This is a genomic window from Pseudarthrobacter sp. L1SW (assembly GCF_020809045.1).
Taxonomy (GTDB): Bacteria; Actinomycetota; Actinomycetes; order Actinomycetales; family Micrococcaceae; genus Arthrobacter.
Genome location: NZ_CP078079.1, coordinates 454,389 through 472,871 on the forward strand (window position 1 = coordinate 454,389; position 18,483 = coordinate 472,871).

23 protein-coding genes are annotated in these 18,483 nt (G+C 66.5%); 13 read left to right on the forward strand and 10 right to left on the reverse strand.

Annotated elements, in window-relative coordinates; genetic code table 11:
• Positions 1 to 35 precede the first annotated feature (35 nt).
• Positions 36 to 2,390 (forward strand): glycoside hydrolase family 65 protein, encoded by a 2,355-nt coding sequence (locus KTR40_RS02160; protein ID WP_228405147.1) that lies wholly within the window; start codon positions 36 to 38, stop codon positions 2,388 to 2,390.
• A 14-nt stretch (positions 2,391 to 2,404) separates the two neighbouring features.
• On the opposite strand, the gene KTR40_RS02165 is transcribed toward KTR40_RS02160, so the two are convergent.
• The gene (locus KTR40_RS02165; RefSeq protein WP_228405148.1) at positions 2,405 to 3,730 is read right to left on the reverse strand and encodes an MFS transporter; all 1,326 of its coding nucleotides are present in this window, start codon (positions 3,728 to 3,730) and stop codon (positions 2,405 to 2,407) included.
• 168 nt (positions 3,731 to 3,898) lie between these two features.
• On the opposite strand from KTR40_RS02165, the gene KTR40_RS02170 reads away from it, so the two are divergent.
• Together KTR40_RS02170 and KTR40_RS02175 are read left to right on the forward strand one after the other, a co-directional pair.
• Positions 3,899 to 4,711, forward strand: a complete 813-nt coding sequence (locus KTR40_RS02170) for a hypothetical protein (protein ID WP_228405149.1) — start codon at positions 3,899 to 3,901, stop codon at positions 4,709 to 4,711.
• Entirely contained in the window at positions 4,695 to 5,444 is a 750-nt protein-coding gene (locus KTR40_RS02175; protein WP_139027648.1) for a LamB/YcsF family protein, read from the forward strand. The genes KTR40_RS02170 and KTR40_RS02175 overlap by 17 nt, the downstream gene beginning before the upstream one ends.
• 31 nt (positions 5,445 to 5,475) lie before the next feature.
• On the opposite strand, the gene KTR40_RS02180 is transcribed toward KTR40_RS02175, so the two are convergent.
• Positions 5,476 to 6,834 (reverse strand): DUF445 domain-containing protein, encoded by a 1,359-nt coding sequence (locus KTR40_RS02180; RefSeq protein ID WP_228405150.1) that lies wholly within the window; start codon positions 6,832 to 6,834, stop codon positions 5,476 to 5,478.
• Between the two features lie 49 nt (positions 6,835 to 6,883).
• On the opposite strand from KTR40_RS02180, the gene KTR40_RS02185 reads away from it, so the two are divergent.
• The 6 genes from KTR40_RS02185 to KTR40_RS02210 all read left to right on the forward strand — a co-directional run bounded on the left by KTR40_RS02185 (position 6,884) and on the right by KTR40_RS02210 (position 10,235).
• On the forward strand, positions 6,884 to 7,783 hold the full coding sequence (locus KTR40_RS02185) for a glycerophosphodiester phosphodiesterase family protein (protein WP_139027650.1): 900 nt from the start codon (positions 6,884 to 6,886) through the stop codon (positions 7,781 to 7,783).
• Positions 7,784 to 7,840: 57 nt separating this feature from the next.
• Positions 7,841 to 8,317 (forward strand): hypothetical protein, encoded by a 477-nt coding sequence (locus tag KTR40_RS02190; RefSeq protein WP_228405151.1) that lies wholly within the window; start codon positions 7,841 to 7,843, stop codon positions 8,315 to 8,317.
• Positions 8,314 to 9,114: an AzlC family ABC transporter permease gene (locus tag KTR40_RS02195; protein WP_370633157.1), complete on the forward strand. Its 801-nt coding sequence runs from the start codon at positions 8,314 to 8,316 to the stop codon at positions 9,112 to 9,114. The genes KTR40_RS02190 and KTR40_RS02195 overlap by 4 nt, the downstream gene beginning before the upstream one ends.
• On the forward strand, positions 9,111 to 9,422 hold the full coding sequence (locus KTR40_RS02200; RefSeq protein ID WP_139027653.1) for an AzlD domain-containing protein: 312 nt from the start codon (positions 9,111 to 9,113) through the stop codon (positions 9,420 to 9,422). Before KTR40_RS02195 ends, KTR40_RS02200 begins: the two co-directional genes overlap by 4 nt.
• Positions 9,423 to 9,561: 139 nt before the next feature.
• Positions 9,562 to 9,816 (forward strand): hypothetical protein, encoded by a 255-nt coding sequence (locus KTR40_RS02205; RefSeq protein ID WP_228405152.1) that lies wholly within the window; start codon positions 9,562 to 9,564, stop codon positions 9,814 to 9,816.
• Between the two features lie 80 nt (positions 9,817 to 9,896).
• Complete coding sequence (locus tag KTR40_RS02210) at positions 9,897 to 10,235, forward strand: hypothetical protein (RefSeq protein ID WP_228405153.1); 339 nt, start codon at positions 9,897 to 9,899, stop codon at positions 10,233 to 10,235.
• Positions 10,236 to 10,370: 135 nt separating this feature from the next.
• Here KTR40_RS02210 and KTR40_RS02215 read toward each other — a convergent pair whose 3' ends face one another.
• The gene (locus KTR40_RS02215; RefSeq protein ID WP_139027655.1) at positions 10,371 to 10,595 is read right to left on the reverse strand and encodes a hypothetical protein; all 225 of its coding nucleotides are present in this window, start codon (positions 10,593 to 10,595) and stop codon (positions 10,371 to 10,373) included.
• Positions 10,596 to 10,727: 132 nt separating this feature from the next.
• Positions 10,728 to 11,363 (reverse strand): TetR/AcrR family transcriptional regulator, encoded by a 636-nt coding sequence (locus KTR40_RS02220; RefSeq protein ID WP_228405154.1) that lies wholly within the window; start codon positions 11,361 to 11,363, stop codon positions 10,728 to 10,730.
• A 120-nt stretch (positions 11,364 to 11,483) separates the two neighbouring features.
• On the opposite strand from KTR40_RS02220, the gene KTR40_RS02225 reads away from it, so the two are divergent.
• From KTR40_RS02225 to KTR40_RS02235, 3 genes are all read left to right on the forward strand, one after another.
• The gene (locus KTR40_RS02225) at positions 11,484 to 11,807 is read left to right on the forward strand and encodes a thiamine-binding protein (protein WP_139027657.1); all 324 of its coding nucleotides are present in this window, start codon (positions 11,484 to 11,486) and stop codon (positions 11,805 to 11,807) included.
• A 71-nt stretch (positions 11,808 to 11,878) separates the two neighbouring features.
• The gene (locus KTR40_RS02230; protein ID WP_139027658.1) at positions 11,879 to 12,556 is read left to right on the forward strand and encodes an O-methyltransferase; all 678 of its coding nucleotides are present in this window, start codon (positions 11,879 to 11,881) and stop codon (positions 12,554 to 12,556) included.
• 119 nt (positions 12,557 to 12,675) lie between these two features.
• Complete coding sequence (locus KTR40_RS02235; RefSeq protein ID WP_228405155.1) at positions 12,676 to 13,155, forward strand: Dps family protein; 480 nt, start codon at positions 12,676 to 12,678, stop codon at positions 13,153 to 13,155.
• Between the two features lie 90 nt (positions 13,156 to 13,245).
• Here KTR40_RS02235 and KTR40_RS02240 read toward each other — a convergent pair whose 3' ends face one another.
• The 6 genes from KTR40_RS02240 to KTR40_RS02265 all read right to left on the reverse strand — a co-directional run bounded on the left by KTR40_RS02240 (position 13,246) and on the right by KTR40_RS02265 (position 17,627).
• On the reverse strand, positions 13,246 to 13,422 hold the full coding sequence (locus KTR40_RS02240; RefSeq protein WP_139027662.1) for a CsbD family protein: 177 nt from the start codon (positions 13,420 to 13,422) through the stop codon (positions 13,246 to 13,248).
• A 155-nt stretch (positions 13,423 to 13,577) separates the two neighbouring features.
• The gene (locus tag KTR40_RS02245) at positions 13,578 to 13,835 is read right to left on the reverse strand and encodes a hypothetical protein (protein ID WP_139027660.1); all 258 of its coding nucleotides are present in this window, start codon (positions 13,833 to 13,835) and stop codon (positions 13,578 to 13,580) included.
• 363 nt (positions 13,836 to 14,198) lie between these two features.
• The gene (locus KTR40_RS02250; protein WP_139027661.1) at positions 14,199 to 15,410 is read right to left on the reverse strand and encodes a YihY/virulence factor BrkB family protein; all 1,212 of its coding nucleotides are present in this window, start codon (positions 15,408 to 15,410) and stop codon (positions 14,199 to 14,201) included.
• Positions 15,411 to 15,544: 134 nt separating this feature from the next.
• A complete protein-coding gene (locus KTR40_RS02255) occupies positions 15,545 to 16,219 on the reverse strand; it encodes a DUF3618 domain-containing protein (RefSeq protein WP_228405156.1) in 675 nt (224 codons plus the stop codon).
• Positions 16,216 to 16,647: a phage holin family protein gene (locus tag KTR40_RS02260; protein WP_228405157.1), complete on the reverse strand. Its 432-nt coding sequence runs from the start codon at positions 16,645 to 16,647 to the stop codon at positions 16,216 to 16,218. Before KTR40_RS02260 ends, KTR40_RS02255 begins: the two co-directional genes overlap by 4 nt.
• Positions 16,647 to 17,627, reverse strand: coding sequence for a hypothetical protein (locus tag KTR40_RS02265; RefSeq protein ID WP_228405158.1), 981 nt, complete (start codon positions 17,625 to 17,627; stop codon positions 16,647 to 16,649). Before KTR40_RS02265 ends, KTR40_RS02260 begins: the two co-directional genes overlap by 1 nt.
• Positions 17,628 to 17,840: 213 nt before the next feature.
• On the opposite strand from KTR40_RS02265, the gene KTR40_RS02270 reads away from it, so the two are divergent.
• Positions 17,841 to 18,473 (forward strand): hypothetical protein, encoded by a 633-nt coding sequence (locus KTR40_RS02270; protein ID WP_228405159.1) that lies wholly within the window; start codon positions 17,841 to 17,843, stop codon positions 18,471 to 18,473.
• Positions 18,474 to 18,483 lie beyond the last annotated feature (10 nt).

The following is an 18,483-nucleotide window of genomic DNA, read 5'->3' on the forward strand; positions in this document are numbered from 1 at the left end:
CGGTTGCCCGGCCAAACGCCAAAGGACCCAACACCATGGCCCTGATCTCAGCGGACCGCGAAAGATTCCCCAACTCCCCCTGGCAGCTCGTGGAAACCCGCCACGAACAGGGCAATGAAGGGACGCTGGAAACCCTCTTTGCCCTGGGCAACGGACATTTGGGGATCCGTGGCGCCCACTGGGCCTCCGCCGACTCCGATCTGCCGGGCAGCTTCATCAACGGGCTGCACGAAATCTGGGACATCAAGCACGCGGAAAACGCCTTCGGGTTTGCCCGGACCGGCCAGCGAATCCTCTACATTCCTGATGCCAACAACTTCACGGTGGTCATCGACGGCGAGTCCCTCAGCCTCGCCGAGTCCGAGGTGCTGGATTACCGGCGCTCCGTGGACTTCTCCACCGGGGTGTACGAATGCCGCGTCACCTGGCAGTGCCGCTCCGGTGCCGTCGTCACCACCACTGAACGCCGGGCTGTAGGTTTCGCCTCCCGCGGAGCCCTCGGCATCTCCCTGGACGTGGTGACGGACCGCGAGGTTTCCGTGGACGTCACCTCCTCGGTGATCAACCGCCAGGACCAGCCCGTAGAGGACCACTCCGCCCACGATCCCCGCCGGGCCGGCCGCCACGCCGGACGCGTGCTGCTGCCCCTGCGCCTTGACGGCGGCGACGGATCGCTCCGCCTGGCCTGGGAGGCCGCTGAATCCAAGCAGCGGGTGGGCGTTGCGGTGGATCACTGGACCTCCGCAGGGCACCAGCCGTTCGACACGCTGGTTGACCAGGATGACAGCAGCGTCCGTTACGTCCTGGCTGTCAGCCCGGGCGAGCCGTTCCGCCTCGAAAAGAGCGTCAGCTATGCGGCTGGCCGGGCCATCCAGGACCCCTCGGTGGACCCCGCCGCGGCCGCAGAGGAAGGCCTCCGCCCGGTGGGTGACATCTTTGCCGAGAGCGAAGCGCACTACCGCGACTACTGGGCCACCTCGGACATCGTGGTCGACAGCCAGTCCGTGCTGCAGCAGGCCATCCGCTGGAACCTGTTCCAGCTTGCCCAGGCCACGGCCCGGGCGGACGTGGCCGGTATCCCCGCCAAGGGCGTGACGGGTTCCGGCTATGAAGGCCACTATTTCTGGGACCAGGAGGTCTACCTCCTGCCATACCTGACGTACACCAACCCCGACGGCGCCCGGCAGGTCCTCGAATTCCGCCACGGCATGCTCCCCGAAGCCAAGATCCGGGCCAAGGAACTGAGCGTTGACGGCGCCCTGTTCCCGTGGCGCACCATCAACGGGCTCGAGGCGAGCGCATACTATGCCGCAGGCACGGCGCAGTTCCACATCGCCGCTGCCATCGCCTTTGCCGCCAACCGGTACGTCTGGGCCACCGGGGACACCGCCTTCCGCGACGGGATGGGCGCCGAGCTGCTCATTGAAACGGCGCGGATGTGGATCTCGCTGGGCTTCTTCGGCAAGGACGGGCTCTTCCACATCCACGGCGTCACCGGCCCGGACGAGTACACCGCCGTGGTCAACGACAACCTCTACACCAACGTGATGGCCCGCTTTAACCTGCGTGCCGCCGCGGCCCTGGAGCATGCGGGCATCACCCACGAAGAGCGGCAGCTGTGGGAGGCGGCCGCGAACCGGATGCAGCTTCCGTTCGACGAGCGGATGCAGGTGCACTCGCAGGACAACGACTTCATGCACCTCGAACCCTGGGACTGGACCACGCCCCGGTCCAAGTACCCCCTGCTCCTGCATTTCCACCCGCTGGTGATCTACCGCCACCAGGTCCTGAAGCAGGCAGACACCGTCCTGGCGATGTTCCTGCAGTGGCAGGACTTCACGCCGGAGGAGAAACAGCGCGCCTTCGACTTCTACGACCCCCTGACAACCGGCGACTCAACGCTGTCGGCCTGCGTCCAGGGCATCATGGCGGCCGAGGTGGGGTACTCCCGGGAAGCGCTGGACCATTTCACGAACGCCGTGTTCATCGACCTGGATGACACGCACGGCAACACCATCGACGGCGTGCACATCGCCTCCACGGGCGGGGTGTGGAGCTCCCTGGTCTGCGGTTTTGCCGGGTTGCGGGACCAGGGGCCGATCCCGTACTTCGACCCGCGGCTGCCGTCGGAATGGGACGGGCTCACCTTCCACCTGAAGATCCAGGGCCGCCTGCTGCTGGTGGAACTCAGGGCCGGGACCATCACGCTGACGGTCCGTGACGGCGATGCCTTGGCCGTGGACGTCCGGGGCCAGCTGATCACGGTGGGTGCCGAGCCCGTCCAGGTGGCGCTTGAGCCAGTGCCGGAACCGGAGCCCACGGTGTTCCCCAGCGGACATCCGACGGCGAGTATCCCGGTGGTGCGTGTCCAGGAGCGCGTGCAGGAGTAGGTGCCGGCGGCCGCCTAGTCTCCTGCCGCCGTCGTACGTTCCGCCTCAGGTGACCTGTCCAGGGGGTGGGCCAGTTCGTCGTCGGGCATGCCGGCGGCGGCCATGGCAATCACTGCCATGACGGGGCATACCCCGCCGGCCACCAGGAAGATCAGCCAGAGGGGCAGGACTTCGGCGGCCGGGCCGGCAAGCGCCATGGACACCGGCATCAGCGCGAGCGAAACGAAGAAGTCCAGGCTGGACACCCGGCCCAGCAGGTGCGCCGGGACGCGCCGCTGGAGCAGGGTGCCCCAGATGACCATTCCCACGCTGCCGGTGGCGCCGAAGACAAACAGCGCGGCGGCGATGGCCCAGAAGTTGTCCATGATGCCGACGGCGGCCAGCGGCAGGCTGCCGGCACCCCAGGACACCATCATCACCGTGAGGTAGCGGCGCGGCAGCCGGAAGGACGCCGTGAACAGCGAGCCGAGCGCGGCGCCAACCCCCATGATGGCCAGGAGGAAGCCGAACATGCGGGAGTCGCCGGCCAGTTGGTCGCGCACCACGAAGGGCAACAGCACCTCGATGGGCCCGATCAGGAACAGCACGGAGATGCACGCCCAGATGAGGGTCCACAGCAGCCAAGGCGTCTGGAGCGTGTAGCGGATGCCCTCGCGCAGGTCGTCGATGAAGGATGTCCTGCCGCCCCCGCCTTCAGTGCCCGCCGGCGCGCGGCCGTCCGTCTCCGCCCCGTTGACGGGCGCCGCCAGGGCGTGCTGGCCCAGGAAGTTCAGGACGATGAATGCCAGCAGGTGGCACACGGCCACCGCCGTAACAGCGTGCGACGGCGAGAGGGCAGCCACCACCATGCCCGCCACCGCGGGGCCCGCAGCCTGCTGGAGCACGGGCCGCATGGACCCCTCCATCCCGTTCGCGGCCAGCAGGTCCTGGGCAGGGAGGATGCGGGGCAGGATGGCCGAGTAGGCAGGGAAGAAGAAGGCGGCGCCGACGCCGAGGACAAAGGAGCCTGCCGCGACATGCCACAGCTGAAGCAGGCCGGCCATGGCCAGTCCGCTGACCGTGGCTATGACCGCCAGGTTGGCTCCCTCCACCGCAATGATCAGGCGGCGCTGGGGGATCCGGTCCGCTGCGATGCCGCCGGCCAGGACGAAGGCCACCAGGCCCACGCTGCCCGCGGCCGCCACAAGGGAGAGCTCCAGCGGCCCGCCGCCCAGCTGGATCACCTGGTACACCATCGCCACGGCCCACATGCCGGAACCAAAAATCGAGATGGCCAATGCTGCGATGAGCACCCGGTACTCGCGGTGCGCAAAGGGCCGCAGGGCTTTGGGGGTGGGCATAGGGTAAGTCTAGGCTTTGGACGTATGCCGGGGAGCCGGCCCACTACCCGACAAGGCACCGCAGGTCGCGGCAGGGTGGGGGTAAGCACCGGCAGTGGCCTAATGTTAAGCAACCTTAGTATTAGGAATTCCGGCATCAGCCCGCCGGCGAGACAAACAGAGGTGACCATGGCCAAGCGCAGCAACCCCGCAGTACGAATCGCCCAGGAAACCGCCCACAACGCGGTATTCGATGCCGACGGCAAGCCCAAGCCCGGTGTCCACAACATGCTCCTGAAGGCGGTGGAGATCCAGCGCCCCCTGGTGGTGGCGTACATCCGCCGGCTCCAGAAGAAGCACCCCCGGGCAACCGCAGCGCAGCTGGCTGACATCCTGGAGCGCGACTACCTCCGCGCCGTCACCGGCGGAGGCGCGCTGGTGGGCGCAACCGCCGTGGTGCCCGGAGTCGGGACGGTGGCGTCCCTGGGACTGTCCGCCGCCGCAACCGTGGGGTTCCTTGAAGCGACAGCCCTCTACTCCACTTCCCTTGCGGAGCTGCACGGCATCCGGCTTACCAATCCGGAGAAGGCCAGCACCATGGTGATGGCCATCATGCTGGGCGAGGAAGGGACCGCCCTTCTGGGCACACTGAGCGGCCAGGCGGCGGGCAGGGAAGTGAACGCCACCAAGGCGTGGGGCAACGTCCTTTCCAGGTCCATGCCCGTACCGGGCTTCGGCAGCATCCGAAGCAGGATCCAGAAAGCCTTCCTCAAGAACCTGCTCAAGCGCCAGGGCACTGCGCTGTTTGGCCGCGCCCTGCCGTTCGGCATAGGTGCCGTGGTGGGCGGAGCCGGTAACCTCATCATGGGGCGCGCCGTGGTGGCCAATGCCAAAGAGGCGTTTGGCCCCATGCCGGACACCATCCCCGGAGAGCTCACTCCTGCGGCCGCGGCACAGAACAACCAAACGCTGGAAGGCAACACTCTTGGATCTCAACGCTGACCTTGGCGAATCGTTCGGTTCCTGGAAGATGGGGGACGACGCCTCCATGTTCCAGCTGGTCACCAGCGCCAACGTGGCCTGCGGCTTCCACGCCGGGGACCCTGTCACCATGCTGGACAGCTGCCGGGCTGCCTACGAACTGGACGTCACCGTCGGTGCCCACGTGGGGTACCGGGACCTTGCAGGCTTCGGCCGCCGCTCGCTGGACATGAGCTTCGACGAGCTGTTCGGCGACGTGCTGTACCAGCTGGGGGCGCTCGACGGCGTTGCCCACGCCGTGGGTGCCTCCGTGGACTATGTGAAGCCGCACGGAGCGCTGTACAACCGCCTGGTGCAGGACGCCGAACAGGCCTCCGCAGTGGTGGCCGCCGTCAACTCGTACGATCCCGGCCTGCCCATCCTGGGCCTGCCCGGGTCCGAGCTGCTGAAGCAGGCGAAGGAGGCCGGCCACCCCGTCTTCGTCGAGGCCTTTGTGGACCGCGCCTACCTTGCCGACGGAACGCTGGTGCCGCGCTCGCAGGAAGGTGCCGTGCTGCACGACGTCGACGCGATCGTCGCGCGGGCCGTGCGCCTTGCGACCAAGGGGGAAGTAGTGGCCGTGGACGGCACAGTGGTGCAGGTCCGGCCGGATTCCCTGTGCATCCACGGCGACACTCCGGGTGCCGTGGAGATGGCCTCGGCAGTCCGGGCTGGGCTGGAAGCAGCCGGCGTGGAGCTGGAGGCGTTCGCCTAAGAACGTGCGCTTGGTTGAAAGGGGCGCCTGCTTACCCAAAAACCAGGTGCGCAGCCGTAAAGATCGCCAACCCGGCCAGTGAGCCCACCACCGTGCCGTTGATCCGGATGAACTGCAGGTCCTTGCCCACCTGGAGTTCGATCTTCTGCGAAGTTTCCTCCGCATCCCAGCGCGCCACGGTGTCCGTGATGACGCCGGCGATATCGGAGCGGTAGGTCCGCACCAGATAGCCGGCGGCGTCGCCGATCCAGGCGTTCACCTTGCCGGCGAGCTCGGGATCGCTGACCAGCCGGGAGCCGAAGTCGCGGACTGCAGCCTTGAACTTGATGGTCAGCTCGCTGTCCGGATCGTCCACCGCGCCCAGCAGCGCATTCTTCACCGTGCCCCAGGTGCGGGAGGCGAGTTCGCGCACTTCGGGATCGCCCAGGACCTGGGCCTTGATGTCCTCAGCACGGGCAATCATCGCCGGATCGTGCTGCAGGTCCTGCGCAAGGTCGTTCAGGTACTTGTCGATGGACTGCCGTACCTGGTGGTTGGGGTCGGCCTGCACCGCGCGCACGAACTTGAGGATCTCCACATAGACCTTGTCGCCCACCAGCCCGTCAACGAACTGCGGCACCCAGGTGGGGGAGCGGTCGGACACCAGGTGGGTGACCGTATCGTGGTTGTCGTCCACCCAGTCGGCCGCGCGGTCCACCAGCAGGTCCACCAGCTTGTGGTGGTGCCCGTCACGGAAAATCCGCGCCGCCAGCTTGCCCACGGGAGGCCCCCACGGCGGAGCCAGCAGGTGCTTGCGGACCATTCCCTCGATGACCGCCTGGACGTCGTCGTCGTTCAAGACCTTGAAAGCACCCCGGATCAAGGCGGCGCCTTCCTTCGCAACCCTGTCTGCGCCGCCCGGTGTTGCCAGCCATTCGCCGGCCCGGCGGGCTATGTTGACGCTGGCCAGCTTCTCCTGGACAACCTGCTCCGAAAGGAAATTGGTCTCCACGAATTCACCCAGCGAGGCGCCGATCTGGTCCTTGCGGCGCGGGATGATGGCGGTATGCGGGATCTTGATGCCCATGGGGTACTTGAACAGCGCGGTGACGGCGAACCAGTCCGCCAGCGCGCCCACCATGCCGCCCTCCGCCGCTGCGCGGACGTACTGCAGCCACGGATACTCCTTCTGCAGCGCGAAGGCGAAGACAAAAATCACCGCCATCACTACCAGCAGACCGAGCGCCACCAGCTTCATCTTCCGCAGCGCTGCCGCCTTTTCGGCGTCGCCCGGGCTGAGGTGATGGACGACGGCGGCGCGCGCCTTGGGGCGGCCCTTCACCTGGGGCGCGTCAGAAGGCGCGGGCCCGGTGGGAGCTTCCTGGGTAGTTGGTTCAGAGTTCACCTGCATGTGCCAAGCCTAGCCCCGCGGTCCGGGGCGGGTCGGCTACCGTGTCTCCATGACCAGTGACGAGTTGGGGCAGCAGCGGCCCCTGGTCTTTGCCCACCGCGGTTCCAGCGCCGCGTTCGCCGAACACACCCGCGCCGCCTATCTGCAGGCGCTGGCGGACGGCGCCGATGGCGTGGAGTGCGATGTCCACCTCACGCGTGACCAGCACGTTGTCCTCCTGCACGACGCCAACCTGGACCGCACTTCGGACGGAACCGGACCCGTGGCCGAACGCACGCTCCGGGAGCTGAGGCACCTGGATTTCTCGTCATGGAAGGGCGTGCGCATTCCCGAGGTGTACGGGGCGCGGTCCGAGCAGCTCCTGACCCTCCCCGAACTGCTGGAGATCCTCCGGGGCGCCGGCCGGCCGGTGAAGCTGGCCATCGAACTCAAGCACCCCAGCCCGTACCAGCTCAAGCTGGAGGACCGGGTGCTGGAGGTGCTGCGGAGCGAAGGCTGGGATCCCCGGACCTCTTCGCTGGGCAATGTGTCCGTGACGTTCATGAGTTTCAGCCCGGACTCCGTGCGGCAGCTGCTCGGTTCGGTTCCGCCGGAATACGTCTGCCAGTTGGTGGACGATGTGGACATCCGTGTGGTCCGCGCGGGGCTGGGCTTCGGGGTGATCACCGGCGGTGCGATTGCCAACCTGATGAAGGCCGCCCAGCTCGAAGGCGAGCGGATCCTGGACACCGGCGAGGTGGGCATGGCAGGGCCCGGCATCGAGTACGTGCGCCGGCATCCGGCCTCCATCCAGCGCTGGCTGGCTGCAGGCCGGCGCTTCCGCGTCTGGACGGTGGACTCGGAACAGGATGTGGCCCTTTGCGCGGGGCTCGGCATCCAGGAAATCACCACCAACGTGCCGGCACGCGTCCTTAGCCAGCTGCAGCTGGCCTCGCCGCAGGGAAGGTAATTCCCGGCCAGCGGCACCGTTTCGGTGCATCCGACGGGGCTGTGATTGAGTTGAGCCATGCCTTTTCCCCGCGCCGGCCGGGCCGTCCAACGCCTCTCCGCGGCAGCCATGGGCGCGCTGCTCCTGGCCAGCGCCATGAAGCACTTCCGCGACCCCGGCTTCTACCGCCAGGTGGTGCCGGATTACCTGTGCCGTGAAGACGGCGCTGCCGACGGCGGCACCTGCCACGGCGCCGCGCCCTCGCGGCCCTTCGCCCTCCTGTCACGGGACGAGTGGATTGCGGTGAGCGGCCTGCTGGAACTTGCTGCCGCCGTCGGAATCCTGGTCCCGGGAACCAGAAAGGCAACCGCCACGGCCACCACCATCATGTTCGCGGCGTTCCTCGCTGGGCACGTCGACGCCCTCCGGCGGGCTTACGGGCCGCAGGGAACCCCGGTGCAGCGGAAGGTGCACAGTGTGCGGCTTCCGCTCCAGGCGCCGCTCATTGTGTGGGCCTGGAGCCTGCGGAAGCCAGCCGCGGGGGCTGGCCTGTGACGCTGCTGGCATCGCCGGCAGTGCGGATGGGCATCTCCATCAGCATTGCCACCGGCCTCTACGGCGTCTCCTTCGGCGCTCTCTCTGTCACGTCAGGACTGAACTTCTGGCAGACCATGGCGCTGAGCCTGCTCCTGTTCAGCGGCGGCTCGCAGTTCGCCTTCATCGGCGTGGTGGCCGGTGGCGGTTCCGGCATTGCCGCCATGAGCGCTGCCACCCTCCTGGGAATGCGCAACGGAATCTACGGCATGCAGCTCAACGCCCTCCTGCACCCCACGGGCTGGCGCAAATATGTTGCCGCCCAGCTGACCATCGACGAATCCACGGCCACCAGCTCCGGCCAGACGGACCCCGCAGAACAACGGCGCGGGTTCTGGGCTGCGGGCATCGGCATCTACGTGCTCTGGAACCTGTTCACCGCTGTCGGCGCCCTCGCCGGGAGCGGCCTGGGCGACCCGAAGCAGTGGGGACTGGACGGCGCAGCGGTGGCTGCCTTCCTTGGCCTGCTCTGGCCGCGGCTGAAAGGACGCGAGCCGGTTGCCATCGCCGTCGTATGCGCCGTGGCCACCGTGATAGCCGTTCCCTTTGTCCCAGCCGGCGTGCCGATCCTCGTGGCGGCCGTGGTGGCTGCCCTGATTGGCTGGTTCAGCCATGGCCGCAGCGACGAAGGCCTCGAGCCGGACGTCGACCCCTTCCGTGAACGCCACCGCCACGGCGGGACCGGCAGCAGCCCCTTCGCGGGCAGCCATGAGGACCGGGGCCATGCGGAGGATACGGGACCGGGGGCGGCCGAATGAGTCTCTGGATCTGGCTCCTGGTTGCCTGCGCCCTGGCCTACGCGTGGAAGCTGGTGGGCTACTTCGTCCCTGCCAGGCTCCTCGAGGATCCGAGGATGTCCCGCGTAGCCGGCACCATGACCATCGGCTTGCTCGCGTCCCTGACGGTGGTGAACACCTTCGCAACGGGCCAGTCGCTGGTTGTTGATGCCAGGCTGGGAGCCCTCGCGGCTGCCGCCATAGCCCTTGCGCTGCGGGCGCCCTTCCTGGTGGTGGTCCTGGCCGGCGCGGGCACGGCTGCGCTCTTGAGGATCCTCGGCTGGAGCTGAGCTGCTGGACTTGGGCGGGCGCTCCCAGCGGGAAGCCAATGTTTCGATGTGGTGACGATCACTCGCCGTGTCCTTTCCCGGTTGTACTATAAAAGCGGCTATGCAGTTGGCCATGGAAATTTTCGTATGAATGGCGGCCATGGAAAATCAGCTGCACGCGGCCGGGGAAAGATCCGGGCATCCCCACCACAAGAACGTTCGACGGCGGGCGGGACTGCCTGCCAAGCGCTTCTTCACGCGCTATGCCCGCTTGGCGGACGTTCCGGCCGAGGACCTGGAGTCCCTCTCCGACAGCCTCTGGAAGTCATTCGACCTGGATCCCGCATCCCAGATTCCGGCCCTGCAGGCGCTGGTGCGCCAGGAGCTTCGGGGCAGGGGAGATCCCGGCGCCTAGCAGGCCGTAATCCCCTGGCCCGTCTATGGTGGACTGGACCAGGCCGCATCCACTGCGGCGGCCACGAAGGAGGAACCGACATGAATGACGCCATGAATGATCAGTCACGTCCGGAGCAGCCGGAAGATGGCCAAAGCACCGAAGCCGGCTCAACCCGGGCCGATGATTCCCAAGCTGCAGGTTCCCGGGACACTGTTGTCCAGGAGACTGCGAAGAAGACCACCACAACACAAGACGTGCACGCGCCGGAGCTGCACGGGAAGCCGCGGCAGGCCTACCTTGACCCGAGCGGCTCCGAAGCTACCCGGGAGATGCGGGATACGGCCCGCCGCCGCCGGGATGCGGAGGAAAAGCTGCAGCAGCACCTGATCCAAGCCAAGGACCACATTCCCAACGAACACCACCACGGGCACCACTGACGGCACTGCACCAATGGGCACCGCTGAGGGGCGGCGAGGGTGGAAATGGTTTCACCCCGGTTAGGGGCAACTCAAGGTGATTATTCCCCCGCGCCGGGTGGCTGACGTCCGGCGGTGGCGGGGTTATGCGCGGGGCTAGGCCACCCCGTGGGCTTCGCCGTCCGGCGAACCAGCCCGGCGGCTGCATTCTTCGACGGCCATCTCATACCAGGTCTCCGCGCCGAATTCGGGTTCAGGCGTGTCGAGGTTCTGGTAGAGGGCGTCCAGCAGGTGTGCGAGTTCTTCCGCGGTCATTGTGGGAAGGACTTCCTCAGGCCCGCGGGGATCGTTGAGGTATTGGATCAGCTTCGAGCTGTTCATCGTATTGCGGCCATTGGGCACTGGACATGCATGGGTCACTCCGTCTCAAAAAGAGAGGGCTGGCTGCGTAACCCTTTCTGAAGTCTATGGCACCCGCAGGACGCCCACAATGGGCCCCCGTTCGCGGCGCGCTCAGCCCAGCTGGGGCTCCGCCAGGGGAGAAGGCGGCACTGGCACATGTGCCGGAAGCGGGCGGGCCGGCCGCGATGTGCGGATGGCGTCCTCAATCAGCGCAAGCGGACGGCGCCAGGCATCGGATCCGGGCTCCATGGTGTCCACCACGCCAATGAGCATCGCGAGCAGCCGGAACATGTCCGTCATGGAGATGTCCGCACGGAGGCTTCCCTGGCCCTGCCCGCGCACCAGCAGCACGCTGATTGATTCCATGAGCGATCCGGTAATGCCGGTCAGGAGCTCCCGCCGGCCCGCGACGGCGCCCAGCAGGTTGGCATCATCGCTCGCCGCGGCCATCAGGGCCTCGAGGACACGCAGGAGCCCCGCCGCTGCGTCTATGTCGGCCAGGGCGCCGTCGATCACGGGGTCCACTGTCAGGCGGAGCTGCCGGTTAAGTGCGGCGAGGACCAGCTCTTCCTTGTCGGCGAAGTTCCGGAAGAGGGTGGCCGGGCCCACTCCGGCCGTTGCCGCGATGGTCTGCAGCGGTACTTCCGGGCCGAACTCGCGGAAGCACTGCCGCGCCGCTGTGATGATCTTGTCCACGTTCCGCGCTGCGTCGGCGCGGAGCGGCTTGCGGACGACTGCGAGGCTCATGCGAAAAGGTTAGCAACGGAACTTTCGGCGTTCACTGTTACCGGAGGGTAGCGGGTTATGTGACGCTCCACGCTGCCATTCCGGCCTGCAGCCGTGCCGGCAGCATGGCACACTGGCACCATGTTGCTTGCGTTTTCTGTTGCCCCCTCCGGCACGCCCAGCGAAGGTCCCCGTCCCACTGATGCTTCAGTGCACGACGCCGTTGCCGCGGCGGTCAGGATCGTCCGGGAGTCAGGGCTGCCCAATACAACGGATTCGATGTTCACCACCATCGAAGGCGAATGGGACGAAGTCTTTGACGTGGTTAAGCGGGCCACCGAGGCCGTGGGGCGGTATGGAAGCAGGGTCTCCCTGGTGATCAAGGCGGATATCCGCCCCGGTTACACCGGCGAGCTGAAGGCAAAAGTGGACCGCCTGGAAGAAGCCCTCGCAGACGGGTCCTGACCCGCGGCGGCCGTATCCGCCGTCGGCCGCTTTCTCTGGACCCCAACGCCGGCCCGTGCCAAACTGTGGCAATGTTCGAGCACAAGCCCCGGCCGGAGTGGACTGCGGCCGAAGAGTTCCTGTCACGCACAGTGGTCCACCCGGACCAGGCGCTGCAAGAGGCCATCCGCTCCGCTGCCGAGGCCGGCATGCCTGCCATCGAAGTGGCCCCGAACGCCGGAAAACTCCTTAAGCTGCTGGTCCAGATTTCCGGGGCGCGCCGCGTGCTCGAAATAGGCACGCTGGCCGGCTTCAGCACGATTTGGATGGGCCGCGGACTTCCCGACGACGGGAGCCTGGTCACCTGCGAATTCCTGCCCAAGCATGCAGAGGTCGCGTGGGCCAATATCGACGCCGCCGGCCTGGGGGAGAAGGTGGAAATCCGGCTGGGACCGGCGCTGGACACCCTGGCCGCGCTTGAGGAAGAGGCCAGGGCGCCATTTGATTTCATCTTCATCGATGCGGACAAGGAGAACAACAGCCGCTACCTGGACTGGGCGGTCCGGCTTGGCAGGCCAGGGACCACGGTAGTCCTGGACAACACTGTCTGGGAGGGCGCCATCCTGGATCCTGGGATGGACCCCGTCAATGCCCCGGGAATCATCGATGCGCTGGAACTCCTTGGCGAGCATCCCCGGCTCGATGCCACCGTCATCCAGACCGTGGGCTCGAAAGGCTGGGACGGCTTCGCCCTGGCACGCGTCAGGTAGCGCTGCGTTCCTGCGTTCCAGGGGCGTTCGCCACGCACGCCCCTGCAACTGCTAAGTATGCTTAGAATAAAATCCCGGCCGGAGTTCGGCCCGACACAGAGCAGCAGCGGAGGAACCTGATGAAAGCCTCACCCACCCTGGCCGGCAACCTGCAGACGGTGCTTACCGATCTCATCGAGCTGCACCTGCAGGGAAAGCAAGCCCACTGGAACGTTGTCGGCACGAACTTCCGCGACCTGCACCTGCAGCTTGACGAGATTATTGCTGCTGCCCGGCTCTTCGCGGACCAGGCGGCGGAGCGGATACGCGCCCTGCACGCCCTCCCTGACGGGCGAAGCAGCACGGTCTCTGCGGACACCCGCCTGGAGGCGTTCCCGGAGGGGCTGACGTCCACGAAAGACACCGTCAAGCTGATCACCGCACGGCTGGAACGGACGGTCCAGACCATGCGCGACGTCCACGACGAGGTTGACGAGGAAGACCCCACCAGCGCGGACCTGCTCCACGCGGCCATTGAGCGCTTTGAGCAGCTTGCCTGGATGGTGAACGCTGAAACAATGGCCTCCAGCGCCTCGGTCACGGAGCCGTCCAAGGGGTAGCTCACAAGCTTCCGGTTCGTTTAGGTATGTTGGCTGGAACGCGCGAAAAGGGGCTGCCGCGGATTCGCAGCAGCCCCTTTTTTAGGAGGACTAGTCCTTCTTGAAAGCGTCCTTGACCTTTTCGCCGGCCTGCTTTAGGTCGGCCTTGCTCTGATCCATCTTGCCTTCCGCCTCAAGTCCGGGATCATCCGATGCCCTCCCTGAGGCTTCCTTGGCCTTGCCTGCAAGCTTTTCAGCGGCGTTGTCGATCTTGTCATCCAAACCCATGGCGTAATCCCTTCGGCTGGTGCCGGAGGCGCCCACGCCCCCGGTCATGCCTTCATATTAACCAGCGGCAGGACGCTTCAACAGTGCCTTTTCTGCAATCGCCGGCGCGGCCACGGGGGTCGGAGGCCTGGGTCTGGTGGGCCCAGGTCCTGAGGTTAGACCAGGTCCGGCGCGCTCGCCACGATGTAATCCGCTGCGGCGGGTCCGGTCATGGAAAGGTTGTTGCTGTCCGGGTTGATGCCCTGGTCCAGCAATGCCGCCCACAGAGCTTCGGGAGGCTGGAGCTGGGCTTTGTGGAGGAGGCACCAGCTGGTGTAGAGCCCGTAGAGCTCGTCGCGTCCGAGGCCAAGCCCCGGCTCCCTGTCCGGGACAACTGCTTCGGCAAGGAACTGTTCAAAATGGGTAGCAGGCATGTCCGCTCATTCAGGGTCGACTGTGATGCCGCCGTATCTTCTTCAGCGGTCCAGCCGGCCCCCGAAAGAACCGGCTGAGTAATCTTGAAAGTATTGCAGTGCGGCCCGCTTTGTCCAGTTGCGCCCAGATTGCCGGTCCGCCACACGCACATAAGCCAGATCGAGGGGGCCGACGGCGACTGGGGGGACTGGCCTCGGTCTCAGAAGAGGCCATCTCGCCGCCGGCCCCGCCTGCTCCCGGGCCACCTTGCTAAACCCGGGAAGCCTCTACAGGACCTCCATAACCAATTTTCCCCCATCTTGGAGGTCCTGCCTAGCCCCCGGAGAAGTGCGCCGGGAGCGGTCCGGCCAAGCCCCCGCGCGCTACTGGTTCCCCTGCGTCGTTTCTCCGCCCTTGGCACGGTCACGGACCTTGTCCCGCACCCGCTCGCGGTGCGGTTCCGTTGGGGCACCCGTCGTGCCGCCGTCGTGGCCTTGGCCTTCATTCCCGTCGGAAGCATCGTCCTGGCCGTTTTCGGCGCTGTACTTCTCGCGCAGCTCGCGGCCGTGCTTGATGTCTTCCTCTTCCTGCTTCTGCAGCTTCTCGCTCTTCTTGGTGTCCCGCGGGGGCAGCTGGATGGTTTCCTCCGCCTTGATGCCGGCCTGCAGCTGGCGCCCCCGCTCCATCTCGGCGTCGAACTCGGCGCCGAACAGCAGCGACATGTTCAGGATCCAGAGCCACAGCAGCATGACGATGACGCCACCCAGGGCGCCGTAGGTCTTGTTGTAGTTGCCGAAGTTGCCCACGTAGAACCCGAAGCCAAGGGAGGCCAGCAGGAAGACGAACAGTGCGATGCCCGAGCCCATGCTCATCCACTTGAACTTGGGCTGCTTGACGTTGGGGGTTGCGTAGTAGAGGACCGCAATGATCACGATGATGAGCGCGATCATGACCGGCCACTTGGCGATATTCCAGATGGTGAGGAAAACGCCACTGAGCCCGATCAGGCCACCAACTGCCTCCGCCACGGGGCCGCTGAGGACCAGCATGCCGGCCAGGATGGCAACAATAACCACAGCCAGGAGCGTGACCACCAGCATGGTCCCGCGGAGCTTGACGAACGCCCGGCCTTCATCCACCTCGTAGACCCGGTTCATGGCCCGCCCAAAAGCGCCCACGTACCCGGATGCGGACCACAGCGCAGTGGCGAGGCCGATGACCAGGGTGAATCCTGCCGCCGGGGCGTTCGCCAGGTCCTGCACCACCCCGCCTACCGTGCTGACGGTCTCGGCCGGGACAAACCCACTGACAATCTGCAGGAGCGCGTCGGTGGTCTTCTGCGGGTCGCCGAAGAGCCCGATGAGGGACACAAGTGCCAGGATGGCCGGGAACAGCGACAGGACCGCGTAATAGGTCAGTGCTGCGGCCAGGTCAGGGCACTGGTCCTTGCTGAACTCGCGCAGCGTCTTCCTGGCGATGTATTTCCAGTTTGGCTTGTCCAATTCCTTGGGGCTGTCCGGCTTCCTGGAGTCGTTTGGATCCGGTGCCTGACCCGCCTTGGCGGTGCTGGTTTCGGAAGAGTCGTGAGTGGCCATGGGGTGTCCTCTCGATTGGGCCTGAACCTGACAGGCCGGCTCCGCGATGGGCGGGGCCGGCCTGTCAGTGATGCTTATGTGCCTTGCGGTGCGCCTATTGCCCTGCGGGTGCAAAGGGCCAGTCAGGTAGTGGCCTAGGTGTTCTGGCCTGTGGTTTTGACGTGGCCTGCAGCGTCTGCGGCGCGGTCTTTGACGTCGGTGGCGGCGTGCTGGCCTTCGGTTTTGACGTTTTGGGCGGCGTCGGTGGCGGTGGCCTTGACGTTTTCCATGGCTTCCTGGGCCGGTTCCTTGAGGTCCTGGACCATGTCCTTGGCGGCGTCGGTGACCTGGGTGGCGAGGGGTTCGGCGGCAGTTTTGAGCTGCTGGGCCGCTTCGCGTTCCTTTTGGCTGGCCGGGATCAGGGAGGAGATGAGCATTCCGGCGCCGAAGGCGATCAGGCCGGCGGCGAGGGGGTTGCCCTGGGTTTTGGCTTTGACCTGGTCCGGGGTGTTGGAGATCGCGGTGCCGGCGTCGCTGAGTTTGGCCGCGGCGGTGTCTTTGGCCCCGTGCAGGGTGTCTCCGGTGGAGTGCAGGGCGTCGGTGGTGTGCCCGGCGCCGGTGTGCATCGTGTCCGCGGCCCGGGTGGTGGTGTGGTCTGCTGCTCCCATGATTTTCTCCTTCACGCCGGTGACCGCGTCTTTTACTTTGTCGGTTTGGCGGTGGACGATGTTGGACGGGGTGACTTTGTCCGCCACGGCGTCAACGTTGGTGCCCAGGCGTGCGCGGGTGGCTTCTATGTCTGATCGGATTGCGTCCGGGTTATCGCTCATCGGTTTACCTCACCTGGTTTTAGGGTTGGGGGAATTTCAGAGAGTGTCTCGCCTGTCTGGGGCAGGCCCTTGATCTGTTTGAGTTCCTTGCGCCCCATCGAGGCCAGGACTGCGGCGATGATGCCCCAGATCACGGCGACGATCACGGCGGCCCAGCCCAGGGGCATCAGGGCGCCGAGGGCGAACATCAGGGCCAGGGACAGGAAGACGAGCACGAAGTGCCCGGCCACCCCTGCCCCGCCGAGCATGCCCGAGCCCTTCCCGGCCTTGGTGGCGGATTGTTTCAGTTCGGCCTTGGCGAGCTCCACTTCCTGGCGCATCAGCGTGGACAGGTCGCGGGTCACGTCCCCGAGCAGCTCACCCAGCGAGGCGTTATCAGCCTTCTGGTGCGCCGCACTCGGCGGCATCTCCGGAATAGAACTACTCATCACAGCCCGCCAGACTGGCCGTCCCTGGAGCGGTCCCGGGTAAGGGGGTCGCTTGCCATGGGATCGTCGGCAAGATCGCGGTTGCCCAGCGGATCGTCCGCAACGCGGTTTCCGGACCACGGTTCTTCAACCAGCTGCGGGCTGTCCAGGGCGCTCGCCGGACGCGTTGGCTCCCCGTAGCTGCTGCCGGGAGTGCCGCCGTCGTACCCTGCCGTGGTGGTGGCCGGTCCCGGAAGCTGGACCGGGGGAGGCGGCACTGTTCCGCCCGCCGGGGCGTAGGACTCGGTGTACTGGTCCCCGTAAGGGGTGGCGGAGTACCCGGTGCCGGAGTACTGGCCCGCAAGGCCGGCAGTGCTGGTGCCGGTGGGGGAATCGGTGGTGCCGGCGGTGAGGCCGCGGGTGAGGCGTCCTGCCAGGACACCGGCGCCGGCGGCGATCAGCAGGAACGTGCCGGGGCGGTTGCGGGCGAACTTCTGGACTTCGCCGAGCAGGTCGCCGGGCTCCCTGTTCTCAAGCCAGGAGGCTACGGTTTCGGTGCTGCTGGCTGCCTGCCGGATCAGGTCGCTTGCCACGCCCTGCTGGTCCGGTGCGTCCGCCATGCTGTGCAGCTGGCTGGAGATGGTCCGGATGCCCTCCGCGGCCTTCTGCTGCTGGGTCCCGGCCTGGCTGGTCAGGCCCGACTTCGCCTGGTGCAACAGATCCTGTGCACTGGACTTCGCCTCGGAGGCCACGTGGGCGGCTTCCTCCTTGGCCGTCTGGGCAACGTTCTGGGCGGAACCCTTCGCTGTGCGGGCTACGTCTGCTGCTTCTTCCTTGGCCGCATCCTTGGTGGATGTCCCCGAGGCGGAAGCGGCCTGGCCTTCGCCGTACTGGGGAGTGGCGGCGGATGGGAAGGTGGCGGCGGTGCGCTCACCCGGAATTCCTGTAGAGGCCGGCGGAGCCGTGTAGGCGGGATCCTGGGGCCATTGGTTCTCTGTCATCTTCGCTCTCTCTTTCCAAGAAGGCCGGTTGTTGATCAAGAACCAGCAATACTGGCCGTAAAATAATAAGCATGATTACTAATAAAAGGTAAGTACCCTTGCTAAGCGAGTTGCAAAAGGTTCCGAAAGAGTCAGCCGGAAGGCGTGGGCCTGCCGGGCACATCGAAGTGGAAAGTGGTGGGTAGTTTGGAAACAGCTCCATGGGTTTGGGTGTTGGTTGCCATCGTTGTGGTGGTCCTGATTGTGCTGCTGGTGCTGGCCAGCGGGCGGCGCCGGAAGGCGATGCAGCAAAAGCGGGACGACGCACACCGGGAAAAAGCCGCTGAGATCCGCCGCGAGGCCGAAGTCCGGGAGCTCGACGCCCGTGAACGGGAAGCGAAGGCAACACGGGCCAGGGCGGATGCGGAGCAGGCCCAGGTGGATGCGGCGCGGTTGCGCCAGCAGGCAGACCAGCAGGTGGCGGAGGCCAAGTCGCTCCGTGACGACGTGAATGAGCGGACCCGCAAGGCGGACGAGCTTGACCCGGACGTCGCACCGGCCGCAGATGGCACGGGCGGCCGCCGGGACCGTACCAACCGCGACGGCGCCGGCCAGGCCAACGCCGGCACGGCCAGCCACGCCGACCGTGACGACGCCGGCCGTGCGGACCTTGACGACGGGCGCCACGCCCACCGGGAGGGCGCCGGCGGTGAGGGCGCCATGGCCGGTGGGACTGGCACTGCAGGAGGCCCGGCTGCCGGTGACGGAGCCCGTGGCGACGTCGACCGGGATGAGCGGCGTAATGAGGGCACCAATCCTGCCGGCGGCGGCCACGGGGACAGGGAGAATCCCCGCCCCGGCATCTAGTCCGCGCGCG

Excerpts from the sequence above, each read along its gene's own strand:
- KTR40_RS02245 (WP_139027660.1), bottom strand. The coding sequence starts at position 13,835 with ATGCCTGCTACCCATTTTGAACAGTTCCTTGCCGAAGCAGTTGTCCCG.
- KTR40_RS02240 (WP_139027662.1), bottom strand. The coding sequence starts at position 13,422 with ATGGGTTTGGATGACAAGATCGACAACGCCGCTGAAAAGCTTGCAGGC.
- KTR40_RS02230 (WP_139027658.1), top strand. The coding sequence starts at position 11,879 with ATGTTCGAGCACAAGCCCCGGCCGGAGTGGACTGCGGCCGAAGAGTTC.
- KTR40_RS02190 (WP_228405151.1), top strand. The coding sequence starts at position 7,841 with ATGCCTTTTCCCCGCGCCGGCCGGGCCGTCCAACGCCTCTCCGCGGCA.
- KTR40_RS02220 (WP_228405154.1), bottom strand. The coding sequence starts at position 11,363 with ATGAGCCTCGCAGTCGTCCGCAAGCCGCTCCGCGCCGACGCAGCGCGG.
- KTR40_RS02160 (WP_228405147.1), top strand. The coding sequence starts at position 36 with ATGGCCCTGATCTCAGCGGACCGCGAAAGATTCCCCAACTCCCCCTGG.
- KTR40_RS02215 (WP_139027655.1), bottom strand. The coding sequence starts at position 10,595 with ATGAACAGCTCGAAGCTGATCCAATACCTCAACGATCCCCGCGGGCCT.
- KTR40_RS02200 (WP_139027653.1), top strand. The coding sequence starts at position 9,111 with ATGAGTCTCTGGATCTGGCTCCTGGTTGCCTGCGCCCTGGCCTACGCG.
- KTR40_RS02260 (WP_228405157.1), bottom strand. The coding sequence starts at position 16,647 with ATGAGTAGTTCTATTCCGGAGATGCCGCCGAGTGCGGCGCACCAGAAG.
- KTR40_RS02225 (WP_139027657.1), top strand. The coding sequence starts at position 11,484 with ATGTTGCTTGCGTTTTCTGTTGCCCCCTCCGGCACGCCCAGCGAAGGT.
- KTR40_RS02205 (WP_228405152.1), top strand. The coding sequence starts at position 9,562 with ATGGAAAATCAGCTGCACGCGGCCGGGGAAAGATCCGGGCATCCCCAC.
- KTR40_RS02210 (WP_228405153.1), top strand. The coding sequence starts at position 9,897 with ATGAATGACGCCATGAATGATCAGTCACGTCCGGAGCAGCCGGAAGAT.
- KTR40_RS02165 (WP_228405148.1), bottom strand. The coding sequence starts at position 3,730 with ATGCCCACCCCCAAAGCCCTGCGGCCCTTTGCGCACCGCGAGTACCGG.
- KTR40_RS02185 (WP_139027650.1), top strand. The coding sequence starts at position 6,884 with ATGACCAGTGACGAGTTGGGGCAGCAGCGGCCCCTGGTCTTTGCCCAC.
- KTR40_RS02265 (WP_228405158.1), bottom strand. The coding sequence starts at position 17,627 with ATGACAGAGAACCAATGGCCCCAGGATCCCGCCTACACGGCTCCGCCG.
- KTR40_RS02235 (WP_228405155.1), top strand. The coding sequence starts at position 12,676 with ATGAAAGCCTCACCCACCCTGGCCGGCAACCTGCAGACGGTGCTTACC.
- KTR40_RS02180 (WP_228405150.1), bottom strand. The coding sequence starts at position 6,834 with ATGCAGGTGAACTCTGAACCAACTACCCAGGAAGCTCCCACCGGGCCC.
- KTR40_RS02255 (WP_228405156.1), bottom strand. The coding sequence starts at position 16,219 with ATGAGCGATAACCCGGACGCAATCCGATCAGACATAGAAGCCACCCGC.
- KTR40_RS02170 (WP_228405149.1), top strand. The coding sequence starts at position 3,899 with ATGGCCAAGCGCAGCAACCCCGCAGTACGAATCGCCCAGGAAACCGCC.
- KTR40_RS02250 (WP_139027661.1), bottom strand. The coding sequence starts at position 15,410 with ATGGCCACTCACGACTCTTCCGAAACCAGCACCGCCAAGGCGGGTCAG.